The sequence below is a fragment of the Arenibacter certesii DSM 19833 genome (assembly GCF_000429545.1).
Taxonomy (GTDB): Bacteria; Bacteroidota; Bacteroidia; order Flavobacteriales; family Flavobacteriaceae; genus Arenibacter; species Arenibacter certesii.
The window spans coordinates 34100-56807 of the sequence record NZ_AUCB01000004.1 but is presented as its reverse complement, the minus strand read 5'-3'; the positions used below and the strand labels follow the sequence as shown (position 1 = coordinate 56807).

21 protein-coding genes and 2 tRNA genes are annotated in these 22708 nt (G+C 38.0%); 12 read left to right on the top strand and 11 right to left on the bottom strand.

The window, feature by feature from the left end:
- Nucleotides 1-17 precede the first annotated feature (17 nt).
- The 4 genes from prmA to G466_RS0101300 all read right to left on the bottom strand — a co-directional run bounded on the left by prmA (nt 18) and on the right by G466_RS0101300 (nt 3532).
- The gene (prmA, locus tag G466_RS0101315) at nt 18-854 is read right to left on the bottom strand and encodes a 50S ribosomal protein L11 methyltransferase (protein WP_026812013.1); all 837 of its coding nucleotides are present in this window, start codon (nt 852-854) and stop codon (nt 18-20) included.
- Between the two features lie 178 nt (nt 855-1032).
- On the bottom strand, nt 1033-1782 hold the full coding sequence (gene tpiA / locus G466_RS0101310; protein WP_026812012.1) for a triose-phosphate isomerase: 750 nt from the start codon (nt 1780-1782) through the stop codon (nt 1033-1035).
- 78 nt (nt 1783-1860) lie between these two features.
- A complete protein-coding gene (locus tag G466_RS0101305) occupies nt 1861-2958 on the bottom strand; it encodes a BT_3928 family protein (RefSeq protein WP_026812011.1) in 1098 nt (365 codons plus the stop codon).
- A gap of 22 nt (nt 2959-2980) precedes the next feature.
- A complete protein-coding gene (locus tag G466_RS0101300) occupies nt 2981-3532 on the bottom strand; it encodes a DUF1599 domain-containing protein (RefSeq protein ID WP_026812010.1) in 552 nt (183 codons plus the stop codon).
- Nucleotides 3533-3640: 108 nt separating this feature from the next.
- On the opposite strand from G466_RS0101300, the gene folP reads away from it, so the two are divergent.
- Both folP and G466_RS0101290 read left to right on the top strand, forming a co-directional pair.
- Nucleotides 3641-4474: a dihydropteroate synthase gene (gene folP / locus G466_RS0101295; RefSeq protein ID WP_026812009.1), complete on the top strand. Its 834-nt coding sequence runs from the start codon at nt 3641-3643 to the stop codon at nt 4472-4474.
- Between the two features lie 123 nt (nt 4475-4597).
- The gene (locus G466_RS0101290) at nt 4598-5383 is read left to right on the top strand and encodes a diadenylate cyclase (protein ID WP_026812008.1); all 786 of its coding nucleotides are present in this window, start codon (nt 4598-4600) and stop codon (nt 5381-5383) included.
- Nucleotides 5384-5455: 72 nt separating this feature from the next.
- Here the strand turns inward: G466_RS0101290 and G466_RS0101285 are convergent, their stop codons facing one another.
- On the bottom strand, nt 5456-7222 hold the full coding sequence (locus G466_RS0101285) for an ABC transporter ATP-binding protein (RefSeq protein WP_026812007.1): 1767 nt from the start codon (nt 7220-7222) through the stop codon (nt 5456-5458).
- Nucleotides 7215-7967: a tRNA pseudouridine(38-40) synthase TruA gene (truA, locus tag G466_RS0101280; RefSeq protein ID WP_026812006.1), complete on the bottom strand. Its 753-nt coding sequence runs from the start codon at nt 7965-7967 to the stop codon at nt 7215-7217. Before truA ends, G466_RS0101285 begins: the two co-directional genes overlap by 8 nt.
- A gap of 205 nt (nt 7968-8172) precedes the next feature.
- On the opposite strand from truA, the gene G466_RS0101275 reads away from it, so the two are divergent.
- Nucleotides 8173-8673: a metallophosphoesterase family protein gene (locus G466_RS0101275; RefSeq protein ID WP_026812005.1), complete on the top strand. Its 501-nt coding sequence runs from the start codon at nt 8173-8175 to the stop codon at nt 8671-8673.
- Nucleotides 8674-8731: 58 nt separating this feature from the next.
- Here the strand turns inward: G466_RS0101275 and G466_RS0101270 are convergent, their stop codons facing one another.
- Nucleotides 8732-9142 (bottom strand): DUF4293 domain-containing protein, encoded by a 411-nt coding sequence (locus G466_RS0101270; RefSeq protein ID WP_026812004.1) that lies wholly within the window; start codon nt 9140-9142, stop codon nt 8732-8734.
- Between the two features lie 198 nt (nt 9143-9340).
- Between G466_RS0101270 and rho the strand changes: the two genes are divergently transcribed.
- Both rho and G466_RS0101260 read left to right on the top strand, forming a co-directional pair.
- Complete coding sequence (rho, locus tag G466_RS0101265) at nt 9341-11020, top strand: transcription termination factor Rho (RefSeq protein WP_026812003.1); 1680 nt, start codon at nt 9341-9343, stop codon at nt 11018-11020.
- A 653-nt stretch (nt 11021-11673) separates the two neighbouring features.
- Nucleotides 11674-12366, top strand: a complete 693-nt coding sequence (locus G466_RS0101260; RefSeq protein WP_026812002.1) for a hypothetical protein — start codon at nt 11674-11676, stop codon at nt 12364-12366.
- A gap of 828 nt (nt 12367-13194) precedes the next feature.
- On the opposite strand, the gene rpsT is transcribed toward G466_RS0101260, so the two are convergent.
- The 4 genes from rpsT to proS form a co-directional block, all read right to left on the bottom strand.
- Nucleotides 13195-13446 (bottom strand): 30S ribosomal protein S20, encoded by a 252-nt coding sequence (gene rpsT / locus G466_RS0101250; RefSeq protein ID WP_026812000.1) that lies wholly within the window; start codon nt 13444-13446, stop codon nt 13195-13197.
- A 50-nt stretch (nt 13447-13496) separates the two neighbouring features.
- Nucleotides 13497-13568: transfer RNA gene (locus G466_RS0101245), tRNA-Glu, on the bottom strand.
- Between the two features lie 70 nt (nt 13569-13638).
- Nucleotides 13639-13710: transfer RNA gene (locus tag G466_RS0101240), tRNA-Glu, on the bottom strand.
- Between the two features lie 78 nt (nt 13711-13788).
- Nucleotides 13789-15264 carry a proline--tRNA ligase gene (gene proS / locus G466_RS0101235; RefSeq protein WP_026811999.1) on the bottom strand — a complete coding sequence of 492 codons (1476 nt, stop codon included), beginning with the start codon at nt 15262-15264 and terminating at the stop codon, nt 13789-13791.
- A gap of 98 nt (nt 15265-15362) precedes the next feature.
- Between proS and G466_RS23715 the strand changes: the two genes are divergently transcribed.
- The 7 genes from G466_RS23715 (at nt 15363) to G466_RS0101200 (ending at nt 22630) form a co-directional block, all read left to right on the top strand.
- The gene (locus G466_RS23715; RefSeq protein ID WP_157373784.1) at nt 15363-16583 is read left to right on the top strand and encodes a hypothetical protein; all 1221 of its coding nucleotides are present in this window, start codon (nt 15363-15365) and stop codon (nt 16581-16583) included.
- 49 nt (nt 16584-16632) lie between these two features.
- Nucleotides 16633-18135 carry an OmpP1/FadL family transporter gene (locus G466_RS0101220; RefSeq protein WP_026811996.1) on the top strand — a complete coding sequence of 501 codons (1503 nt, stop codon included), beginning with the start codon at nt 16633-16635 and terminating at the stop codon, nt 18133-18135.
- A gap of 361 nt (nt 18136-18496) precedes the next feature.
- A complete protein-coding gene (folE, locus tag G466_RS0101215; protein ID WP_026811995.1) occupies nt 18497-19177 on the top strand; it encodes a GTP cyclohydrolase I FolE in 681 nt (226 codons plus the stop codon).
- A 15-nt stretch (nt 19178-19192) separates the two neighbouring features.
- Complete coding sequence (gene cysS, locus G466_RS0101210; protein WP_026811994.1) at nt 19193-20674, top strand: cysteine--tRNA ligase; 1482 nt, start codon at nt 19193-19195, stop codon at nt 20672-20674.
- 38 nt (nt 20675-20712) lie between these two features.
- Nucleotides 20713-20937 carry a membrane protein insertion efficiency factor YidD gene (gene yidD, locus G466_RS23420; protein ID WP_084418676.1) on the top strand — a complete coding sequence of 75 codons (225 nt, stop codon included), beginning with the start codon at nt 20713-20715 and terminating at the stop codon, nt 20935-20937.
- Between the two features lie 156 nt (nt 20938-21093).
- Nucleotides 21094-22059: a prolipoprotein diacylglyceryl transferase gene (gene lgt / locus G466_RS0101205; RefSeq protein ID WP_026811993.1), complete on the top strand. Its 966-nt coding sequence runs from the start codon at nt 21094-21096 to the stop codon at nt 22057-22059.
- A gap of 70 nt (nt 22060-22129) precedes the next feature.
- Complete coding sequence (locus G466_RS0101200) at nt 22130-22630, top strand: DUF192 domain-containing protein (RefSeq protein WP_026811992.1); 501 nt, start codon at nt 22130-22132, stop codon at nt 22628-22630.
- The last annotated feature ends 78 nt before the right edge of the window (nt 22631-22708 follow it).

The window sequence follows — 22708 nt, the reverse complement described above, 5'->3', positions numbered from 1 at the left end:
TCAATTTTCATAACTATCTAAAATACATATTTTACTGCAACCCAGTTGTTATTTTCCAGATTATTTTCGAATTTCAATCCTACCTCCTCACATTTTTCAGTGATTTTAGGAATATCTTCCACATAAAATCCGCTTAAGAACAACATTCCGTCTTTTGCAAGACATTTTACATAGGTAGGAATATCCTCCAAAAGAATATTTCTGTTAATATTTGCAATGATTATATCGTATTCCTGATCAACTAATAGATCGGCCGTTCCTTCATAAACATTAATATGGTTACACTTGTTTCGTTCCACATTTTCCATGGCATTTAGGTAGCACCAATTATCGATATCAATTGCATCTATAGTTTCGGCTCCTTTCATCGCAGCCAAGATTGCCAACACTCCGGTACCGCTGCCCATATCCAAGACCGATTTTCCTTTAAAATCGTGGTCCAAGATATGTTGCATCATCATATATGTAGTTTCGTGATGTCCTGTTCCAAAGCTCATTTTTGGCTCAATAACAATATCGAACTCTACATCTGGCTTTTCATGAAAAGGGGCACGCACCACGCACTTATCCCCAACTTGTATAGGATTAAAGTTCTGCTCCCAAGTAGCGTTCCAATTTTCTTGCTCAATTTCCACATAATGGTGTTCAATTGTGAACAAGCTGTTTTCCAAAATAGGTAAATCTTTTAAGATTTCTGGATTCCATTCTTCCTTGTTAATATAGGCCTGTACCCCATTATCGGTTTCTACGAAACTTTCAAAACCTCGCTCGCCTAATTCGGCAATCAAAATATCCGATGCTGGCTGAACGGGAATTACGGTAAAATTGTACTCTATATAAACGGAATTGGACATAATAGTAGATTAAATAAGTGAATTATATAAGATCTGGAAACAACCAAAAGGTTCAGTTACCTAGGGTAATTCTAGGAATCAACGGAATCATCAATCCAGCTAAAGAAAACCATAAAGAGTGCTTTCTCTCCATATAGTGATCGCCTTTAGCTGGACAAATCTTCCGACGTAAGTTTAATTATATCGCGTTAATTATGGTTATAAAGTCATCCGCAACTAGAGCAGCCCCTCCTATTAATCCACCATCTACATCAGGTTTAGAGAAAATCTCTTCTGCATTATTTGGCTTAACACTTCCTCCATAAAGGATGGATACGTTGTTGGCAACATCTGCATTAACCGCATTGGTAATGGTCTTTCTAATAAAGGCATGCATTTCTTGTGCTTGTTCGGGAGAAGCAGTCTCTCCAGTACCTATTGCCCAAACAGGCTCGTACGCCAGAACTATTTTACTCCAGTCTGAAGTTTCTAAATTTAACAAACCATTTTTTAACTGACTTTCCACAACCGCAAAATGATTATCAGATTTTCTATCTGCCAACTCTTCCCCAAAGCAGAACATAACCCTCATATTCTTAGCTAGGGCAGCTTTAACCTTTTTTGCAAGTATTTCATCGGTTTCGCCAAAATAAGCCCTTCTTTCAGAATGACCTATTATCACGGTATCTACCCCTATTCCCAATAACATATCAGCAGAAATCTCACCGGTATAGGCACCACTTTCCGCAAAGTGCATATTCTGAGCAATCACCTGTATAGAAGACGATTTTAAGGCATTCTTAGCCGCGGTTAGGTTCACATATGTGGGTGCCACCATTACTTCGGCTTTGGTATCCGTCATTTTAGCAGAAAGCTGGTTTAACAACGCTTCGGTTTCCGCCAAGTTCTTATTCATTTTCCAATTTCCAGCTACAATTTTACTTCTCATATTTTTCTAATTATGTTCTTGTTCTATGTTTTATGTAGGTAACAATAGATGCCCGTTAATCCGGACATTTATTGTTAACTACTCCAGCTTAAGCTTCTTCATATCTTTATAATGTGCCTTCTCCGTAATAGTACCTTTTTCCAAGACTACGATGCCAGGGTTAGACCTCACTATAGTTTTCAGCGTAGTTTCATCGGTGAAATAAAAATCGAATCCCAATCGATAATCCTTTTTAATACCCTCTGTATATTCTGGTCCTGAGGCTGACATTCCAATAACTTTATAGCCATTTTTAACGGCTCTTTCTGAGAGAGTTTTAATATCCCCAAACACATTGAGGTTACTTTTTCTAAGATCATATGCTATGATCATCACCAATTTGGGTTCTTGCAGCAAGGAAGAGGCAAAATCTTCTCCCTCTTGCTCAATAGTGAAATCATGAATTGGAGGTTCGTAGCCCTTTTGTACTTCCGTGGTTTCCACTCCAATAAACTGGCCATCCACACTAGGATAGTCGCCTTGGGTCACTATTACTTCTTCTTCCCCATTTACATTAAACTTCCACGCATAATCAAAAATTGGCATTGGTGCGCCTTCGGGAATATTCATCCCCTCTTCTATATTGGCGCCAATTTTATAGGGTCTAAAGTCTATTGCCGGTAAATGGTTTAGCACGTAATAGGCGAAAATTGCAGAAGCTAATAATGTAAGTCCTACAATAAATCTTTTAGCTCCATTATCTAAGATGGGCTTAATAGTCTTGATCCCTACAATCATAATAATGATAAGCACCAATAAAATAACGTCTTTGGTAAAAGATTCCCATGGGGTAAGTTTTACAGCATCACCAAAACAACCACAATCCGTCACCTTATTAAAATAGGCCGAATAAAATGTAAGGAAGGTGAAAAACACTATCATGGCCAATAGGCTCCATATCGTAAATTTAATGCGGAATCCTACTAGAAGCATAACTCCCAGCAAGACTTCCAGGATTACCACTGCAATGGAAATTTCCAATGCTATAGGTTCTAACATAGGAAGGTCTAACACTCCAGAACTAAAATATTCCTCCAATTTAAAGGAAAATCCAACTGGGTCGTTCAGTTTTATAAATCCGCTTATGATAAACAACAACCCTACAACAGCGCGACTAAATCCTACTAAGTATTTCATATAAAATTATAAACTGCTTTTCCTAATTATAGTAATCTTGGGATCCAAGGTGTATCATAGCAAACACGGCGTAATTGATTATATCTTGGTAATTAGCACCAATACCTTCACTCACTAGTGTTTTTCCTTTATTGTCCTCTATTTGTTTTACCCTAAGTAATTTTTGTAAAATTAGATCCGTTAGGGAACTCACCCTCATATCGCGCCAAGCCTCACCATAATCGTGATTCTTATTCTCCATCAATGTTTTGGCTACGGATATATGCTCATCATAAAGGGCCACAGCTTCGGAAGTAGAAAGATCTGGTTGATCTACCACTCCTTTTTGCAATTGAACCAAGGCCATGACAGCATAATTTATTATCCCAATAAATTCCGATTGCTCATCTTCATCCACCTTACGCACCTCGTTCTCTTGCAAGCTTCTAATGCGTTGTGCTTTAATATAAATCTGATCAGTTAGGGAAGGCAAACGCAAAATACGCCATGCACTCCCGTAATCGTGCATCTTCTTCTGGAATAGTCCCCTACATATTTCCACTACGGTATCGTATTGCTCGGAGGTTTTACGCATGTATTTAATCTAATTTGTGTAAATTTCGGCTAAATTATTTAGGAAATCAAAAATCGCGGTTTTTAGTTAACTTCCCAAAGTTTTTGGCCCTTTTATCTTATTAAAAGAATGACAATTAATTGTAAAGGAAATTTAGTTGATCTCAGCACTCCCAAAGTGATGGGAATCCTTAATATTACTCCCGATTCATTTTATGACGGGGGACAATACAAGAATGAAGATCAAATTAAGGCACAAGTAGAAAAAATGTTGAACGATGGCGCTACTTTTATAGATCTGGGCGCTTACAGCAGCAGGCCTGGGGCTTTACATATCAGTGTAGACGAGGAGTGCCAACGAATCGTTCCCGTTGTAAAGCTCCTTGTAGCAACCTTTCCCGATATTTTCTTATCTATAGACACCTTCAGAAGCGATGTAGCCCATGAATGCCTTAATGAGGGAGCTGCTCTAATAAACGATATTTCGGCAGGTACTCTGGATTCAAAAATGATGGCATCGGTCGCAGATCATCAAGTACCCTATATTATGATGCATACTAGAGGTAATCCAAAGAATATGGCAAAGCAAACAGATTACCAAGACCTCCTTGGTGAAATTATGTATTATTTTTCCGAGAAAATTCTTTTAGCGAGGCAAGCTGGAATAAATGATATTATAATTGACCCCGGATTTGGTTTTGCCAAAACATTGGAACAGAATTACGAAATTATGCATAAGATGGAATTGTTTCAACAATTAAATTTACCCTTATTAACAGGGATCAGCAGGAAGTCTATGATCCATAAACTCCTAAACAATACCCCTGCAGAAGCCTTAAACGGAAGTACCGCTCTAAATATGTATGCGCTTACCAAGCAAACCAATATACTAAGAGTGCATGATGTAAAAGAAGCCATGGAATGTATTTCTATTTATAATGCTATAAATACGAAGAGAGATTAACCGTCCTTTAGCCACTACTATTAACTTAGTAGACAAAGCATAGGAAGATAATAACATTTTTCACGTATTTAATTTATGGTTCTCCCTTATTTCCTATTTTTACTTTTTACAAAACCCCTTGAATTGGATTTTCTAAACTTCTTAGATTTTAACATTACCGATATAATAGACATCTTTTTGGTGGCCATATTACTGTATTATGTCTATAAGTTGGTACGCAGAACGGTAGCCATCAATATTTTTATAGGTATTGTAATTGTCTGGGCGTTTTGGAAATTAACCGACGTATTGGGAATGACTATGATCAGTAGTATGGTAGGAGGTTTTATGCAGGTAGGACTTATTGCCCTTATTATTGTTTTCCAACAAGAAATTAGAAAATTCCTGTTGATGGTGGGATCTACCAATCTTGCTTCTAAACGCAATTTTTTTAAACGCTTTAGTTTTATGCGAGAAGACGGTCTTACCATTGGAACAAATGTAGACGCCATTATAAGCGCTTGTGAAAAAATGAGCAGCACTAAAACTGGTGCCCTCTTGGTAATAGAAAGAAATAATTCTTTAGATTTCGTTAAGTCTACCGGGGATAAAATGAACATTGAAATCACCCAACCAATAATTGAAAGCATTTTTTTTAAGAACAGCCCTTTACACGATGGCGCTACTGTAATACAGGATAATTACATTGTGGCTACCCGGGCTATCCTTCCCGTGTCCAATGAACGTACCATTCCATTGCGATTTGGCCTAAGGCATAGAGCAGCAGTAGGCATAACCGAGAAAACCGACTCCTTAGCACTGGTTGTTAGTGAGGAAACAGGATTGGTATCTTATATAAAAAACGGGGAGTTCATTCTATTTAACAACCTAGACGAATTGGCCAGTATAATAAAGGAAGATCTTTTATAATACCCATTTTGCATCAGTAGACCTTATTTTTAGGCCCTACAACCTATCCCTATAAACAAAATTAGAATCTACTTATAATACCTCCTCGGTCAAAAACTGGGCTTCGTATAAGTTTTGATAGTACCCTTTTTGCTTTAACAGCTCTTTGTGGGTACCCATCTCTACAATCCTTCCATCGTCCATTACCAGTATCTTATCGGCCTTCTTAATGGTTGCCAACCTATGGGCTATAATAATTGAAGTCCTGCCTTCCGTAATTTTTTCCGTTGCTAGCTGTATCAGCTGTTCCGAATAGGTATCTACCGAAGAGGTTGCTTCATCCAATATCAAAATACTGGGATTACTTACATAAGCCCTTAAAAAGGCAATAAGTTGCCGTTGCCCACTAGAGAGCATACCTCCACGCTCCTTAATATTAAAGTTATATCCTCCTGGGAGACTCATAATAAAATTATGCACACCAATTTGTTTGGCGGCTTGTTCTAAATTAACTTCCGTAATATCATCATTCTTTAAGGAAATATTATTCGCAATAGTATCGGCAAAAAGAAATACATCCTGCAGAACCACGGCTATTTTAGAACGTAGGGAACTTAACTTATAATCCTTAATATCAATCCCATCAACTTTTATACTTCCAGAATTAATTTCATAAAACCGATTCAACAAGTTAACAATAGTAGATTTTCCGGCACCCGTTGCCCCAACAATCGCTACAGTCTCACCGGCGTTAACATGAAATGAGATACCGTGCAACACCTCTTCGTCTTCCAAATATCCAAAACGAACATCAGAGAATTCAATATCTCCTTTAATATTTTCTTTTTCTGTCGTACCAATATCTTCAATATGGCTATTGGTGTCCAAAATTTTAAATACTCTATTAGCAGCCACCATCCCCATTTGCAGGGTATTGAACTTGTCTGCAATTTGCCTAAGGGGACGAAAAAGCATACTGGAGAGTAAGATGAACATGAAAATGGTACCATACTCCTCTTCATTAATGTTCGCTACGTTCTGTAGTCCGCCATACCATACAATTAATCCTACAGTAATAGAAGACACTATCTCTGCAATTGGAAAAAAAATAGAATTGTACCATACTGTTTTTAACCATGCATTTTTATGCTTCTCATTAATTTCCCTAAATTTCTCTTTTTCTATTTCCTCGCGCGTAAAAAGCTGAACTATTTTCATTCCCGTAATACGTTCTTGCACAAAGGAATTTAAATTAGACACCTGTGCCCTTACTTCGATAAAGGCAACTTTCATGGCTTTTTGGAATAATCTAGTAGCATAAAGAAGTAACGGCAAAATGGCAAATACAATCAAGGCTAATTTCCAATTGGTATAAACCATTACAGAAGCTACTACCACCATTTTCAATAGATCGGAAACGATTACGAAAAACCCCTCACTGAATATCTCCCCTATCCTTTGCATGTCGGTAACGGCTCTGGTCACCAATAATCCAATAGAGGAATTGTCATAATATTTCATTTTAAAACTCATCAAATGCTGAAACAGTCTAACACGGATATCTTTAATTACCGACTCGCCCAACCAATTGGCATAATAATTAAATAAGAGCTGACATATCACCTCCCCCAGTAAAACACCTAGCATGGCTAAGATGAGCTTCAGCAACATGGAACTATTCTTAGTGGTAATGGCATTATCTACAATTTCTCCCAGTAGAATGGGGGACAATACCGCAAATGCCGACAATAAAATAGCAGCTAAGGCAACACCATAGAAAGTAGGCATATAGGGCCTTACATGCCTTAACAGACGCTTAAATAATCTAAAATCGAATGCAGTACCAATATCTTTATCCATGGCTTTTCATAATATTATCTGGATATTTTATTCCTGTCAAATATAATCCTTTTGCAGGGACGGATGCCCCTGCTTTACTTCTGTCCTTACTATCTAAGATAGCGGGTATTTCGGACAATGTGGTTTTCCCTGTCCCAACATTAATCAAAGTTCCTACAATGGCACGAACCATATTTCGCAAAAATCGGTCTGCCGTAATGGTAAAAACTAATTTCTCATCATCCTTTACCCAAATTGCGCTGCGCAGATCGCACCTATAGGTTTTTACATCGGTATTGGATTTGGAAAAGCATTCAAAATCCCGCTGCCCTACTAAAATAATAGCAGCCTCATTCATTTGGGCAATATTTAACGGATATTTCACATAATAGGCTGCATCATCTAAAAATGGGTCTTTCTTGCCCGTTACCCAATATTCATAGGTTCGTTCTTCAGCATCAAAACGCGCATGTGCTTCATCAGTAACAGGAAAAATATGCTGCACCGCCAAATCAGCTGGCAGAAATGCGTTCAACCTATAGCACAACGCACCACTTTCCACCACTGAACTATAATCGAAATGAGCAAACATCACTCTAGCGTGTACTCCTGCATCTGTTCTACCAGCGGCCGTAATCTGTATGGGTTCTTTCAAAATTAAGGTTAGGGCATTTTGTAAAACCGCCTGTACCGTAATGGCATTAGGCTGAATTTGTGAACCATGATACCTTTTGCCGTGATATGAAAATTGGATGAAATATCTCAACAGAATGATTTAGTTTTGTGGTTTGCAAAGATACTTGTTCTGGATTAGATAAAATAAAAAAGATCCAATAGAGTACCCATAAAAGGGCAAATTACATAAGGACGTAATTCCTCTAACCATCCATCACCATTCCCTATTTGGCTGCCCTTAGAATAAAGAGGATTTAATTTTTATAGAGGAATTCCAATCGTATTAAAAATAAAAAATGACAAAAATACTATTACTGAGCGACACCCACGGACATATTGATGACAAAATCATGAAATATGTAAAGCAGGCTGACGAAGTCTGGCATGCGGGTGATATAGGAAGCTTGGATGTCACCGATACCATTCAGAAAATAAAACCGTTGAAGGGTGTGTATGGCAATATAGACGAAAAACGAATTCAACTAGAATTCCCTTTAGACAATAGATTTAAATGCGAGGGAGTAGATGTATGGATTACCCATATTGGAGGTTACCCCAATAAATATAGTCCAAGAATACGGGAAGAGATAAAAAGAAATCCCCCAAAACTATTCATATCTGGGCATTCACATATTTTAAAGGTCATGTGGGATAAAAAGCTAAACCTACTACACATGAATCCGGGTGCATGTGGCACCCAAGGTTTTCATCAAATACGCACCATGCTACGTTTTATCATAGATAAGGAAGAAATAAAAGACCTAGAAATAATTGAACTAGGAAAAAGAGGAGCATAAATAAAAAACCCGGGAACAACCCCGGGTTTAACGCACTAATACTACTAAGATGTTAGGTTTAACGTAAACGATCCACAGATTTTACAAGATCTTCATCCTTTTTTATTGCCCTGTTGGCCAGGACTAAAAAAACGATAGAAAATACAGGAATCAGCATCCCAATACCCTTCTCAGAAACCGAGGTTTCTCCGGATAAATTTAGAGATCGATAAACGAAAAATCCTAGTAAAAAAAGATTCAGTATCATATTCAATCTGTTCATCACAAATTGATTTTTTCTGTTTTTATACATTAATATCGCCATTAGCGCTAAAACTGCGCTACCATAAAAGGCAAGCGAAAGAAACACTGCATGATCAGCAAATATCTCGTTCCCAGCGGCATCCGACCAAAGATTCACAAAAAAGGGCAAAACAGCCCCAAGAAGGATAACAACGATTAAATAAACGGTTTGTATTCTTTGAATCATGTATTCTTATGATATAATAAAAAACAAAAATAAGCGTCTTTTTAAAATTTATCGACTAAATATTGAAAATTATTTGTAATTTCGCCTTGTTATAAGTCAAATCACTTACCAACAGGGGCTTTCATGCCCTTCATTATTACACAAAATAATATAGTACACTTCATATTTTCGAAATACGTATAATTTATTCAAAACTTAATGTTTGAAATTTCAGAATTAAAATCAAAAAAGCTTCCTGAGCTTCAGGAAATAGCCAAAGGTCTAAATGTAGCCAAGTTTAAAACCTTAAAAAAATTAGATTTGGTTTACCAAATTTTAGATGTCCAGGCTTCAAATCCAAAAATTGTTCAAGAAACGCTTGCCGCAACCCCAGCGGAAACAAAGAAGGAAACTCCAAAGCCTAAACGCGCTCGAGTAGATAAAAGTGACAAACCTACTCCTGTAGAGAGAAAAGGCCCTGCCCCATCCAAATCGCAAAACGAGGAAGTCAAAATCGCAGAGAAGAAAAGTGCACCCTCCGCCAAATCAACTTCCGAGGATAATAAGCAGGAAAAGCCCAGACCAGAAAGAACTCCACGTGCACAAAGCACTAGTGGACCTACAAAAAGGGAACATCAAAAAAATAACTCCTCTCAAAATAGCTCCCAACCTAACAAACCACAGCATAAAAAGGCTCCTCATCATCAGAAGCCTTCTGTGGACAAAGGCAATAGCAACTTTGACAAGGACCTAAAAAATAAATACAAAGAACCAGAATACGAATTCGATAGCATTATCGAAAGCGAAGGCGTCTTGGATATTATGCAAGACGGATACGGGTTCTTAAGATCATCCGATTACAACTACCTTTCTTCTCCGGATGATATTTATGTATCCCAATCTCAAATCAGATTGTTTGGTCTAAAAACTGGAGACACCGTTTTGGGTAATGTTAGACCTCCTAAAGAAGGAGAAAAATACTTCCCACTTATAAAAGTGATCAAGATTAACGGAATAGATCCTCAAATTGTAAGAGACCGAGTTTCCTTTGAGCATTTAACACCCCTATTCCCACAAGAGAAATTTAATTTGGCCGAACGCCAAAGTACTATTTCCACAAGGATAATCGACTTGTTCTCCCCAATAGGAAAAGGACAAAGGGGAATGATTGTTTCCCAGCCTAAAACGGGTAAGACCATGTTATTAAAAGATATCGCCAATGGTATTGCCGCGAATCACCCAGAGGTATACCAGATTATTCTTTTAATTGATGAAAGACCGGAAGAAGTTACGGATATGCAGCGAAATGTTCGTGGCGAAGTTGTAGCCTCTACCTTTGATAAGGAAGCCACCGAACACGTACGCGTAGCAAATATCGTATTAGAAAAGGCTAAACGTTTAGTAGAGTGTGGCCATGATGTAGTAATCCTATTGGACTCTATCACAAGACTTGCTAGGGCTTACAATACTGTACAACCCGCATCTGGAAAAGTATTAAGTGGAGGTGTTGATGCTAACGCACTTCATAAACCTAAAAGATTCTTTGGAGCAGCTAGGAATATTGAAGGAGGTGGATCTTTAACGATCATTGCAACGGCACTTACCGAAACCGGCTCTAAAATGGATGAGGTTATCTTTGAAGAATTCAAAGGAACAGGTAACATGGAATTGCAATTGGATAGAAAAATATCTAACCGTAGAATATTCCCTGCAATTGACCTTACTTCTTCCAGTACAAGACGTGACGATCTTCTATTGGATGAAAACACCATTCAGAGAATGTGGATCATGAGAAAGTATTTGGCAGACATGAACCCTGTTGAAGCTATGGAGTTTATAGAACAAAGGTTTAGACAAACAAAGAACAACGAAGAGTTCTTACTGACCATGAATCAGTAGTATTAGATTCTTTTACCAATAATATTAAAACTCCCATTTGGCTAAGCTGCTAAATGGGAGTTTATTTTTGTTGCTACCTACCTCTAAATTATTATTTTTTGAAATATGGATTATTGGTTTAATGCATCCATCTTATTTGTAGATCAATTATAGCTATTAAAATTTAAATCTAGAATCCAGTTTAAAAATTCCAATTCCCTTATGAAGGACGGCCCGTTTTAATCGATTTTGCGGAGTTTAATTTTGTGCAAGACGCCAAAGGGTGACAAATCGACGAAAACTAATACTACAAACTTGATAGCCCTTTTTAAACCATAGTCAACAGTAATTCCAATAGGCCGCAATACCCCCAACCCAAGCCAATGAAATAAGACATCAGAGAGGCCTTTACTACATATATTTTGAACTTCGCAAAATGCATCTCTCACCACCTTATATTATCCATACCTAAAAAATAAGCTACTCTTTATTCCCGTTATAGCCATAGGGTTATGGTTACAAAAATGAACGGCTTATTAGATAAATTGCAGATTTTTCGACATTTTTATTTTTAAAACCTATAATTATCAGTAAATTAACAGAAGCTATCCCCCAGCTCTTATAACATTATAAGTTATAATCGATTAAAAGTATCCATCCAATAGTCTAATCTTATGAAAAATTTTAAAAGAGCTGCACGCATTTTTGTTATGATAGTTTTCCTAGTCTTAGGAGCCTCCTCCTGCAAACCTGAAAAGGAAAAAATCCCAACACCAGAGCCCGAAAGAACCCCTGTTAAGGCACCAGACCAAATTGTTAGCGTTAAGCAAGCAAAGATGATGTATGACGCTTATGGAGAACGAAGGGTACGAATTATAGAAAAGTATGAAAACGAACAAAATCCGGAAGAAAAATTTGATGTAGCCCGATTTGGATCCTACGATTACCAGACCATTAAGAATTATCTACGTTATATTGAACAAGAAGCAGAGAAGGCCAATGTAGAAATCGCTACTTTACGGTTTTATTTTTCCAATTATCCAGATCAAAACGAATTTGAAGACGGAAGAAAAATAAAGCATCCAAAGCAAAATTCATTCTTTTTGATCCCTACTACAAGAGATGAAAAAAATGGGGATTACGCATTTTATATCTACGAGGATAATGATGGAAATAACATCCCTATGTACCTCACAGATAATTTAAACCCAAAGAATTCCGCTAACAATGGACCCGATAAGGTTCAGGAACATCAAAATTCTGAAGCTTCCCTTGTGCCAAAGCTTTCCAAAAGCATATTATTCGACAAAAACAAAAGCTTAATCCTAAACGAAGGAGATATGACTCCGCCACCTTACAGGGATTAATATCTTTTCAACATACTCAAACCCCCTACTATTCAAAATGGAGTATTTAGATAATTTATTGGAAATCTTATATAGGCCCCTTTACGCATTAACGGTATTTGTAGCATTAATTAAATACCCCAAATACTACAACACTCCCTTAATGTTATTTCCGGTAATCTTAATGTATACTTTCCTAACAGAAATTTTAGGGTACGTAACCAAAAATTATGAAGTCTACCATATCACTATATTTTCGGCATTTGCGGAACGTAACGTAATTATATACAATATTTATAATATCATCTTTTTTAGCTTCTTCTATTTTGTCTATTGGAGTTACCTAGAAAATCCAAAATATAAACGTCAAATACTATACGGCAGCATACTATTTTTAATAGTAACGATAGCGAATACTTTTTTTCAAAGCTTTATGATAGAGTCTCAGGTCTATAGTTATTTGATAGGAAGCCTACTCATTCTGTATAGCACCATACTCGTCTTTTTGGAAAGAAAGAAACTAATTGAAAAGCATGGGTATAAATATAGAAGCATTAAATGGATAAGCATTGGTTTATTTATATTCTACGTTGGCTATCTACCTATAAAAGTTTCTAGGTATTACAACTACCTACATAAAATTAATGAATATGCCCATGTCAGAACAATACACCTTTCACTAATTTGCATACTTTATATATGTTTTATAATTGGCCTGTTAAGAATGAACCGAAAATTTTGGATTGTGCCCAAACGTTAAGTTATATATGTAAAGTAGTTCATAATAACCCATAAAAAAACGTTCCTTCTGGTGAGAAGGAACGTTTTTAAATGCTGTACAGCAAACTCTTACAGTGCAGAAACGTGCTTAGTAAGCTTACTCTTAAGGTTAGAACCTTTGTTAGCGTGTATAATATTACGCTTAACTAATCTATCGATCATACTTACTACACTTGGCAATAAAGTCTCAGCAGCTTCCTTACTCTCTTCTGAACGCAATCTTTTTACTGCATTACGAGTTGTTCTATGCTGGTATCTGTTACGTAAACGTACTGCCTCGTCTCTTCTAATCCTTTTTAATGCTGACTTATGGTTTGCCATTTCTATTTAATTATGTTTTTTTATTGGGACCTATCCCTATCACTACTATGTAGTCCGTAGGGGAATCGAACCCCTGCTACCAGGATGAAAACCTGGCGTCCTAACCCCTAGACGAACGGACCATTTAATTTCTGGTTTGACCGAGCCGAGGCACTGCCATAATCCAAAATTAATATTTCAAAATAACCTTTGTAGTCCGTAGGGGAATCGAACCCCTGCTACCAGGATGAAAACCTGGCGTCCTAACCCCTAGACGAACGGACCATTTATTACTTAATTGCGGATGCAAAAATACAACTATTTTTAACTACCGCAAGTCTTAAGTAAAAAATTTTTAAAAAATTAATATGCCTTAGCAAAAAGCACCCTTTTTGCGGATGGTTTTCCCGTAACCATACACACTCCAACCTCTTCTTTAGCATCAATAGGAATGCAACGGATAGTAGCCTTAGTCTCCTCTTTTACAAGTTCTTCTGTTTCAGCACTCCCATCCCAATGGGCAGAAATAAATCCTCCCTTATTCTCTAACACCTCTTTAAACTCCTCATAGGAATTTACTTCCGTAATGTGAGATTCCCTATGTTCTAAAGCCTTATTATAGATGCTCTTCTGCATATCATCCATAAGAAATTCAATTTTCTCGATAATACTATCAGCAGAAACGGTTTCTTTTTCAAAGGTATCCCTTCTAGCGACCTCGTAAGTATTGTTATCCATATCGCGTTGCCCTATAGCTAAACGCACCGGAACCCCTTTAAGTTCATATTCATTAAATTTAAACCCAGGCTTATGTGTATCCCTATTATCATATTTAACGGAAATTCCTTTTAAACGCAGTTCCTTTACCAATGGCGCTACTCTTTCGGATATGGCATCTAATTGCTCCTCCCCTTTATAGATAGGCACAATAACTACTTGTATAGGTGCCAATTTTGGAGGCAATACCAATCCATTATCATCACTATGAGTCATAATCAAGGCTCCCATTAATCTAGTAGAAACACCCCATGAGGTAGCCCACACATACTCTTGCTTCCCTTCCTTGTTAGCGAACTTCACATCGAAGGCTTTGGCAAAATTTTGTCCTAAAAAGTGAGATGTCCCTGCCTGTAATGCTTTCCCATCCTGCATTAAGGCTTCAATACAATAGGTATCTAAAGCCCCTGCAAAACGTTCGCTAGCAGTTTTAGTGCCCTTTATTACGGGTACACCCATATATTCTTCCGCGAATTCTGCGTAAACGTTCATCATCTGGACCGCTTCCTCAACAGCTTCTTTTTCCGTTGCATGTGCTGTATGTCCTTCTTGCCAAAGAAACTCTGCAGTTCTAAGGAAAAGTCGCGTTCTCATTTCCCATCGCACCACATTAGCCCATTGGTTAATAAGAAGGGGTAAATCCCTATAAGATTGAATCCATCTTCTGTAGGTATCCCAAATGATTGTTTCGGAAGTTGGCCTAACAATTAATTCTTCCTCCAATTTAGCCTCGGGATCAACAATAATTCCGCTGCCATCCTCGGCATTTTTTAATCTATAATGCGTAACAACGGCACATTCTTTAGCAAAGCCTTCTACGTGACTGGCCTCTTTGCTTAAATACGACTTTGGAATAAACAAGGGAAAATAGGCATTTTCATGTCCGGTTTCCTTAAACATTTTATCCAATTGGGCCTGTATCTTTTCCCATATGGCATAGCCATAAGGCTTAATCACCATACATCCCCTAACTCCCGAGTTTTCAGCCAAATCGGCCTTTACCACAAGCTCGTTATACCATTTGGAATAGTCCTCTGCTCTTTTCGTTAATTTTTTACCCATGCTAGTAAGTTTGGCACAAAACTTGCGACTTATATTAATATAAAATAGTTCCGCAAAACTAACTATTTTTACAAAGTCGAACAATTAAATTTTAAACCATGATACATTCCCTACTCCATAGAAGAATTCACCTAACGACATCCCTTATGCTTTTGGGCTTATTCGCGGTTTCCTGTGGTTCATACCAGTCTGCATCTTATTATGACAATGATGGTATTTACACAAGCAGCACACAAACCACCGAGAGGCCTCAAAATCCTGTACAAGCGAATAGAAAGCAGGTTCAGGCGCAACAAAACGAGCAAAACAATTACGGGGATTATTTTGGTCAAAAAGCGGATGAGTATGGGGAAATTCTAGATAACGAAGTGTTTACCGATATAGATGGGTATTATGGAAATATTGAAGACGACAATATGGGCGTTAATACCGACATCAACAATTACGACGCCAACAATGACTATAACGGATATGCTGCTTGGGGAGATAATCGCTCCAATGTAAGTATAAACATTTATGACAATTGGGGATATGGCGGCTATAATTCTGGCTGGGGAAACCCTTGGTTCTATAGCGGATATTACGGTGGCTATTACAATCCCTGGAGATGGGGCCATTATGGCATCTATGGATACCCAGGATATGCTCATTACAATTGGGGATGGGGAGGTTACGGTTATTCCTACGGATGGGGATACGCATACAGACCTTACTACTATAACTATTATAACAACTATTACAGACCAGGTTATAACCGCTATAACTATAACAGAAATTATGCCTACAATGCTAGCAGAAGAGGAGTATATAGATCTAACACGCTTGGAACAAACAATTTAAGGAGCAGGTCTACCTTAAACTCTAATAATAGCAATATTAGATCTAGGAGCACTGTTAATAGGGGAACATCTACCAACAATAATACAGGTCGTTACAGAAGTAGCACCAATTCAAGAACTAGAGTTGGAGTAGATGCATTGGATAGAAACAGCTCTTATAGAACTAGCAGAAGCACTCGTGCCACGCCTAATTACAATAGCAGCTCTAGAAGCAGTCAGACCTATAAAGGTACTGCGCCAAGCAATAGTACTTATAGAAGCAGCAGAAGCTCTACAACCCCGCGCACTTCTACTATTAGAAGCTCTAATAGCACTAGTAGACCAAGTAGTAGCACCATTAGAAGCTCGGGAAGCAACCAACGTTCTTCTAGTCCTACGATAAGAAGCTCTAGCACGCCATCTAGATCATCCTCATCTGGGAGCGTAAGAAGCAGTAGTTCTTCTACCCGATCATCTGGAGGAAGAACACGTGGCAACTAATCCCATTTTTAATTTGCAATTCAATTAAAGTTATCCAAAATTTAAAAAGATGAGAAGAAATTATACTTTCATTCTACTTTTGGCATGTGCATTTGCTAGTGCCCAGAATATAAATGACGTATTGCGCTACAGTGGCGAATCGCTTCAGGGTACCGCGCGATACCAAGGCATGAGCGGTGCTTTTGGGGCACTTGGAGGAGACCTTTCCTCCCTAAACGTCAATCCGGCTGGATCTGCAGTATTTAACCATGGTATGTTTTCCGTAACAGGATCCAATTACCACCAAAAAAACGACGCCTCTTATTTTTCAACCAACAGCACTACTTCTTTGAATTCATTTGATCTAAATCAGATAGGTGGTGTTTTTGTATTTAAGGATGATGATGCAGCTTGGAAAAAAATCTCCTTGGCCTTTAATTACGATTTAGCAAAGAAATTTGACAATGACCTCTATATCACTGGAAACAGCAATCAAGGAATAGATAATTACTTTTTAAATTTCGCTGGAGGAATTCCTTTTGGTGACTTACTTTTACAGGATGACGAGTTTTTAGAAGAGGCATACTTAGACATAGGATCTAGTTTTGGGTATGCAGACCAACAAGCATTTTTGGGATATTTTGGGGGAATTATAGATCCTATGGACGAAAGCAACGACAACAATACCGCGTATATTTCCAACGCTAAATACAACACCGTCAATCAGACCTTTTCTGAAAGTACAGTTGGCTACAATAGCAAGTTCACTGCAAATTTAGCTTCCCAGTATGGAGATAACTTTTACATGGGTGCTTCGTTAAATTTTCACAATATTTCTTACGAAAAACTCACCCAGTTATCGGAGCGCGGATTTGATTCCGATTCGGAAATTAAAAACATCTATTTCGATAATTTACTAAGGACCGATGGAAACGGATTTTCTTTTAGTATTGGTGCCATTGGTAAATTAAATGAAAACATTAGAGTTGGAGGCAGCTACCAGTCCCCTACTTGGTATCGATTATCGGATGAGACTTCACAGAAATTAAACTCTGACCTAGCAGACGATGATATTTCCTTTATCAATTTTAATGTAATCAACGTATTTGAGAGATACACCATACAAACGCCCGCCAAATTAACCGGAAGCTTGGCGGTAATTTTTGGCCCTCAAGGACTTATTAGCTTCGACTATAGCTATCAAGATATGTCCAACGCTCAATTAAAACCTACTACAGACCCTAATTTCGCTTCAGAAAACACCTTTATTGGCAATGAGTTAGGAGCTGTCTCTACCTTTAGATTAGGTGGTGAATACCGCTTGGCCGCATTAAGCTTAAGAGCTGGTTATCGATTTGAACAAAGTCCGTACGCTAATGGTACTTCCATAGGTGATCTTAACGGTTATTCGGCAGGGATAGGATATAATTTTGGAGGCAGCAGATTAGACCTCGCTTTTAGTCAGGCTTCACGGGATATCAGCAAAACGTTGTATGAGTCGGGACTTCCTACTCCCGCAAACATCAACAATAAAAATAAGGTTGTTAGTTTAGGATACTCCTTAAATTTTTAAAATTAGACAACTATATTATATAAAAAGACGGAAATGTTTCCGTCTTTTTATATTCTAAGGCCACCCCTTGCCAATCACCAAAATGCTTTTATCAAATGCTAATATTAACGAGCGCTAAATAGAATACACCCCACGACGATAGTACATATATACCACTAAGGAGACAACAATAATTCCTTTGCTTAATATAAAGTCGGAGACCAAAAGTGAAGATTCATTATATATATCTTGGAAGAATTCTGGAAAAACAAAAAATTGGGTTCCATAATCGTTAACACTAATTTATAGTGTGTTACTAGGCAAATATGATATAAAGTGCCATATTATGCATATCTTTGCACCCTTAAAAAGCTATATTTTAATGAAAATAGATAACGCATTGGATAAGCATCTTGAAGACTTGGGAGACGATCACGTTTCCGCTGCCGAAGACACCCCCTTACGTAAAGATGCTTTTGCTCTTAGCGATGAGGAGAAGATTGCTCGCATCAGGGAAAATGTAAGTGAAATTATGCTTACACTAGGATTGGACATGGATGACGACAGTTTAAAGGGCACTCCTAATAGGGTAGCCAAAATGTTTGTTTCCGAAATATTTGGCGGGTTACACCCAAAACGCAAACCCAACCCTTCAACCTTTGACAATAAATATAAGTACGGGGAAATGTTAGTTGAGAAGAACATCACCCTCTATTCTACTTGTGAACACCATTTACTTCCAATTGTAGGAAAAGCACATATTGCCTATATTTCCAATGGAAGCGTAATAGGCCTGTCCAAAATGAACCGAATTGTAGATTATTATGCAAAGCGGCCACAGGTACAGGAACGCTTAAACATTCAGGTAGTAAGGGAGCTTCAAAGAGCATTAGGAACCGAGGATGTTGCCTGCGTTATGGATGCCAAGCATTTATGTGTAAATTCCAGAGGAATTCGTGATATTGAAAGTAGCACCATTACTGCAGAATATGGTGGTCGATTTAAAGAGGAAGCTGTAAAAAGCGAATTTTTGAATTATATAAATATTGATACTAAGTTTTAAACCTCCCGTTTAAATATGCAGTTGCACCAAACTCAAGAATTAAAAATATACAATTCCCTTTCGGGAAAAAAAGAAGTTTTCAAACCTTTAAATGAAGGTCATATCGGTATGTATGTCTGTGGCCCTACTGTGTACAGCAACGTACACTTGGGCAACTGCCGTACCTTTATGTCCTTCGACATGATTTTTAGGTATTTTAAACATCTTGGGTATAAGGTGCGCTATGTGAGAAATATTACCGACGCCGGACATCTAGAGGATGACGCGGAAGATGGGGAGGATAAAATTGCCAAAAAAGCACGATTGGAACAATTGGAGCCCATGGAAGTGGTACAACGCTACACCTTGGATTTCCACAATATATTAAACAAATTTAATTTCTTACCTCCAAGTATAGAGCCTACAGCAACCGGACATATTGTTGAGCAGATAGAAATTGTTAAAGCCATTTTGGACAAAGGGCTTGCCTATGTCGTTAATGGATCTGTTTATTTTGATGTTACTAAGTTTAACAAGACCCACGATTACGGAAAGCTAAGCGGGAGAAAGCTGGAAGATATGATCGCCAATACCAGAGAGCTTAGTGGACAGGATGAAAAAAAGAGTCCTCAAGATTTTGCTTTATGGAAAAGGGCAGAACCGCAACATATTATGCGATGGCCATCCCCTTGGGGAGATGGTTTCCCAGGTTGGCACCTAGAGTGTACTGCCATGAGCACCAAATACCTAGGCGAAACTTTTGACATTCACGGCGGGGGAATGGATTTAAAATTCCCACACCACGAATGTGAAATTGCCCAAGCGGAAGCATGGAACAATCAGTCTCCAGTAAATTATTGGTTACATGCCAATATGCTGACCTTAAACGGAAGGAAAATGGCTAAATCTACCGGTAATAACATTCTACCGAATGAAATATTCTCCGGTGAAAATAATATCCTCAGCAAGCCTTATTCTCCTCCGGTAGTTCGCTTTTTTATGATGCAAGCTCACTACACCAGTATTTTGGACCTTAGCGATGAAGCCCTATTAGCTTCCGAAAGAGGATACCAAAGATTAATGGAGAGCATCAATAGTATAGCACAAATCCCTACGGGATCTACTTCTAGTTTTGATGTAGGTGCATGGGTACAGAAGGGGTATGATGCTATGAACGATGATTTCAATACACCTATCCTTATCGCAAATCTATTTGAGGCCGTTAAGCATATAAACCTGATTAAAGAAGGCAAAGAAACCATTACGGAATCTGATAAAGAGACCTTAGCGAAGGCGATGCACAGTTTTGTATTTGATATCCTAGGTATAGAGAATCAAAGCGATACCGCATCTAGTTCAGATACGCTTTCTAATGTGGTGGGACTCTTAATACAAATGAGGAATGAGGCGCGTGCCAATAAAGATTTTGCCACTTCAGATAAGATTCGAGATCAATTATTAGAAATGGGCATTCAATTAAAAGATGGGAAAGACGGCACTACCTTTACGCTATCCTAAACAAAACATAAAAAACGTACACCAAAGACACAATGGAACTGATAAAGAAAATACTAATCGCTCCCTTTGTGTTTTTGGTGCGAGCATACCAGATTCTTATTTCACCGCTGACCCCAGCAACTTGTCGCTACTCTCCTACTTGCTCTCAATACACCTTGGAAGCCCTAAAAAAACACGGATTATTTAAGGGCGGCTGGCTAGCAGTAAAAAGAATATTCAGCTGCACCCCATGGGGAGGCAGCGGTTATGATCCTGTGCCTTAAGCACTTTCCCAAATCGCCTTTCTAACAGATGTCACCCAACTGGGATGGTTTGGCTATCACTTTCATTTTTTTGCGCTCCCTAAGTTTAATTACTAATTATCCAAGGCAGTTACTTCCCACTATTTACTTATCTTAGTCCCTTAAATAATTTTGCGAATGTATTTTTTAGGATTCACCTGGAACCCCGCCGACACTTTGTTTAAAATAGGAGTGTTACAAATAAAATATTATAATCTCCTTTGGATAATTGCCTTTGCATTAGGGTGGTATATCATGAAGAAAATCTTTGTAAAGGAGAACAAGTCCATAGAGCAATTAGACTCCCTATTTATTTATACGGTTCTCGCAACTATGCTTGGCGCGCGTTTGGGGCATGTCTTTTTTTACGATTGGCCCTATTATTCTAATCACCTATTGGAAATATTACTTCCTATCAGGGAATCTGAAGGGAGTGCGCCATTTGGAATCATCAATGGCTATGAGTTTACCGGATTTACCGGTTTGGCGAGTCACGGTGCTGCCATAGGTATTATCATAGGCATGTATCTTTATACGCGCAAATTCCCCGAATTTAAAATGCTATGGATTTTGGACCGAATTGTAATTCCGGTATCTATTGGTGCTTTCTGCGTACGATTGGGCAACTTCTTCAATTCCGAGATCAACGGTAAAATAGTAGATAAATCCTTTATATTCGCTACCCGTTTTATTAGGGACACAGATGATCTTCACCCTGCAAATGCCCTGGCCATTACCAAGGAAAAAACAGTGAACGCCGCCTATAACCTTATCGAAAAAGACCCTAGGTTTGCCGAATATCTAGAGGCTATCCCATACCGTCATCCAGCACAATTATACGAAGGTATCTGTTACATTATTGTATTCGCTATCCTGTACCACCTATATTGGAAAACAGAGAAAAAAAATAAATCAGGATTTTTATTTGGCCTCTTCCTAGTCTTGCTTTGGACCGTTAGGTTCTTTGTAGAATTCGTAAAAAAGAGTCAAGGTGGATTTGAAGAATCCTTAGGGATCTTGTCTACTGGACAATGGTTGAGTATTCCATTTATATTAATTGGTTTTTATTTTATGTTCAGACCAACATCAGCCATTGTAAAATAAGAGGAAACCCAACAGATATTACTTTTAACAAATTACGCTCATCCTAAACGGAGTTTTAAGTATTTTATAGATGAAACAGCCAAAAGCTTATATAGTTGTATTGCTTGCTATTTTAACGTTAGTGGTTTCGTGTAAAGAAAGCGAAAAAGAAAAGACAACTATTAAAACCGCAGCCATCGAATTCAAAAAAGAGGGCACCCTAGAAATAGTTCAGCAGGTTACCGATTCGGTATTGGTAAAACTTGACATAGAAATTGCCGAGACGGAATACGAAACTGCTACTGGGCTTATGTACAGGAGCTCCATGGAACCAAAACAGGCGATGCTGTTCCTATTTGAGGATCTGGAAATGCGTTCCTTCTATATGAAGAATACCGAAATTGCATTAGACATCCTTTTTATAGATGAAAACAATAAGATTGTGCGTATTCAAAAAAATGCAAAGCCTTTTGACGAAACCGGCCTAAGTTCCAACGTACCCGCTAAATCAGTGTTGGAAATTAATGCGGGAAAATCGGATGAATGGGGATTAGAAGTAGGAGATTCCATCTCCTACCAAAGAACACCATAGGCTTTAGGAACAAGGTTTGCTTTGTACAATAAGGGGGATCCACATTTATTGATGGGAATCCGCTATAATTCCTTTGAT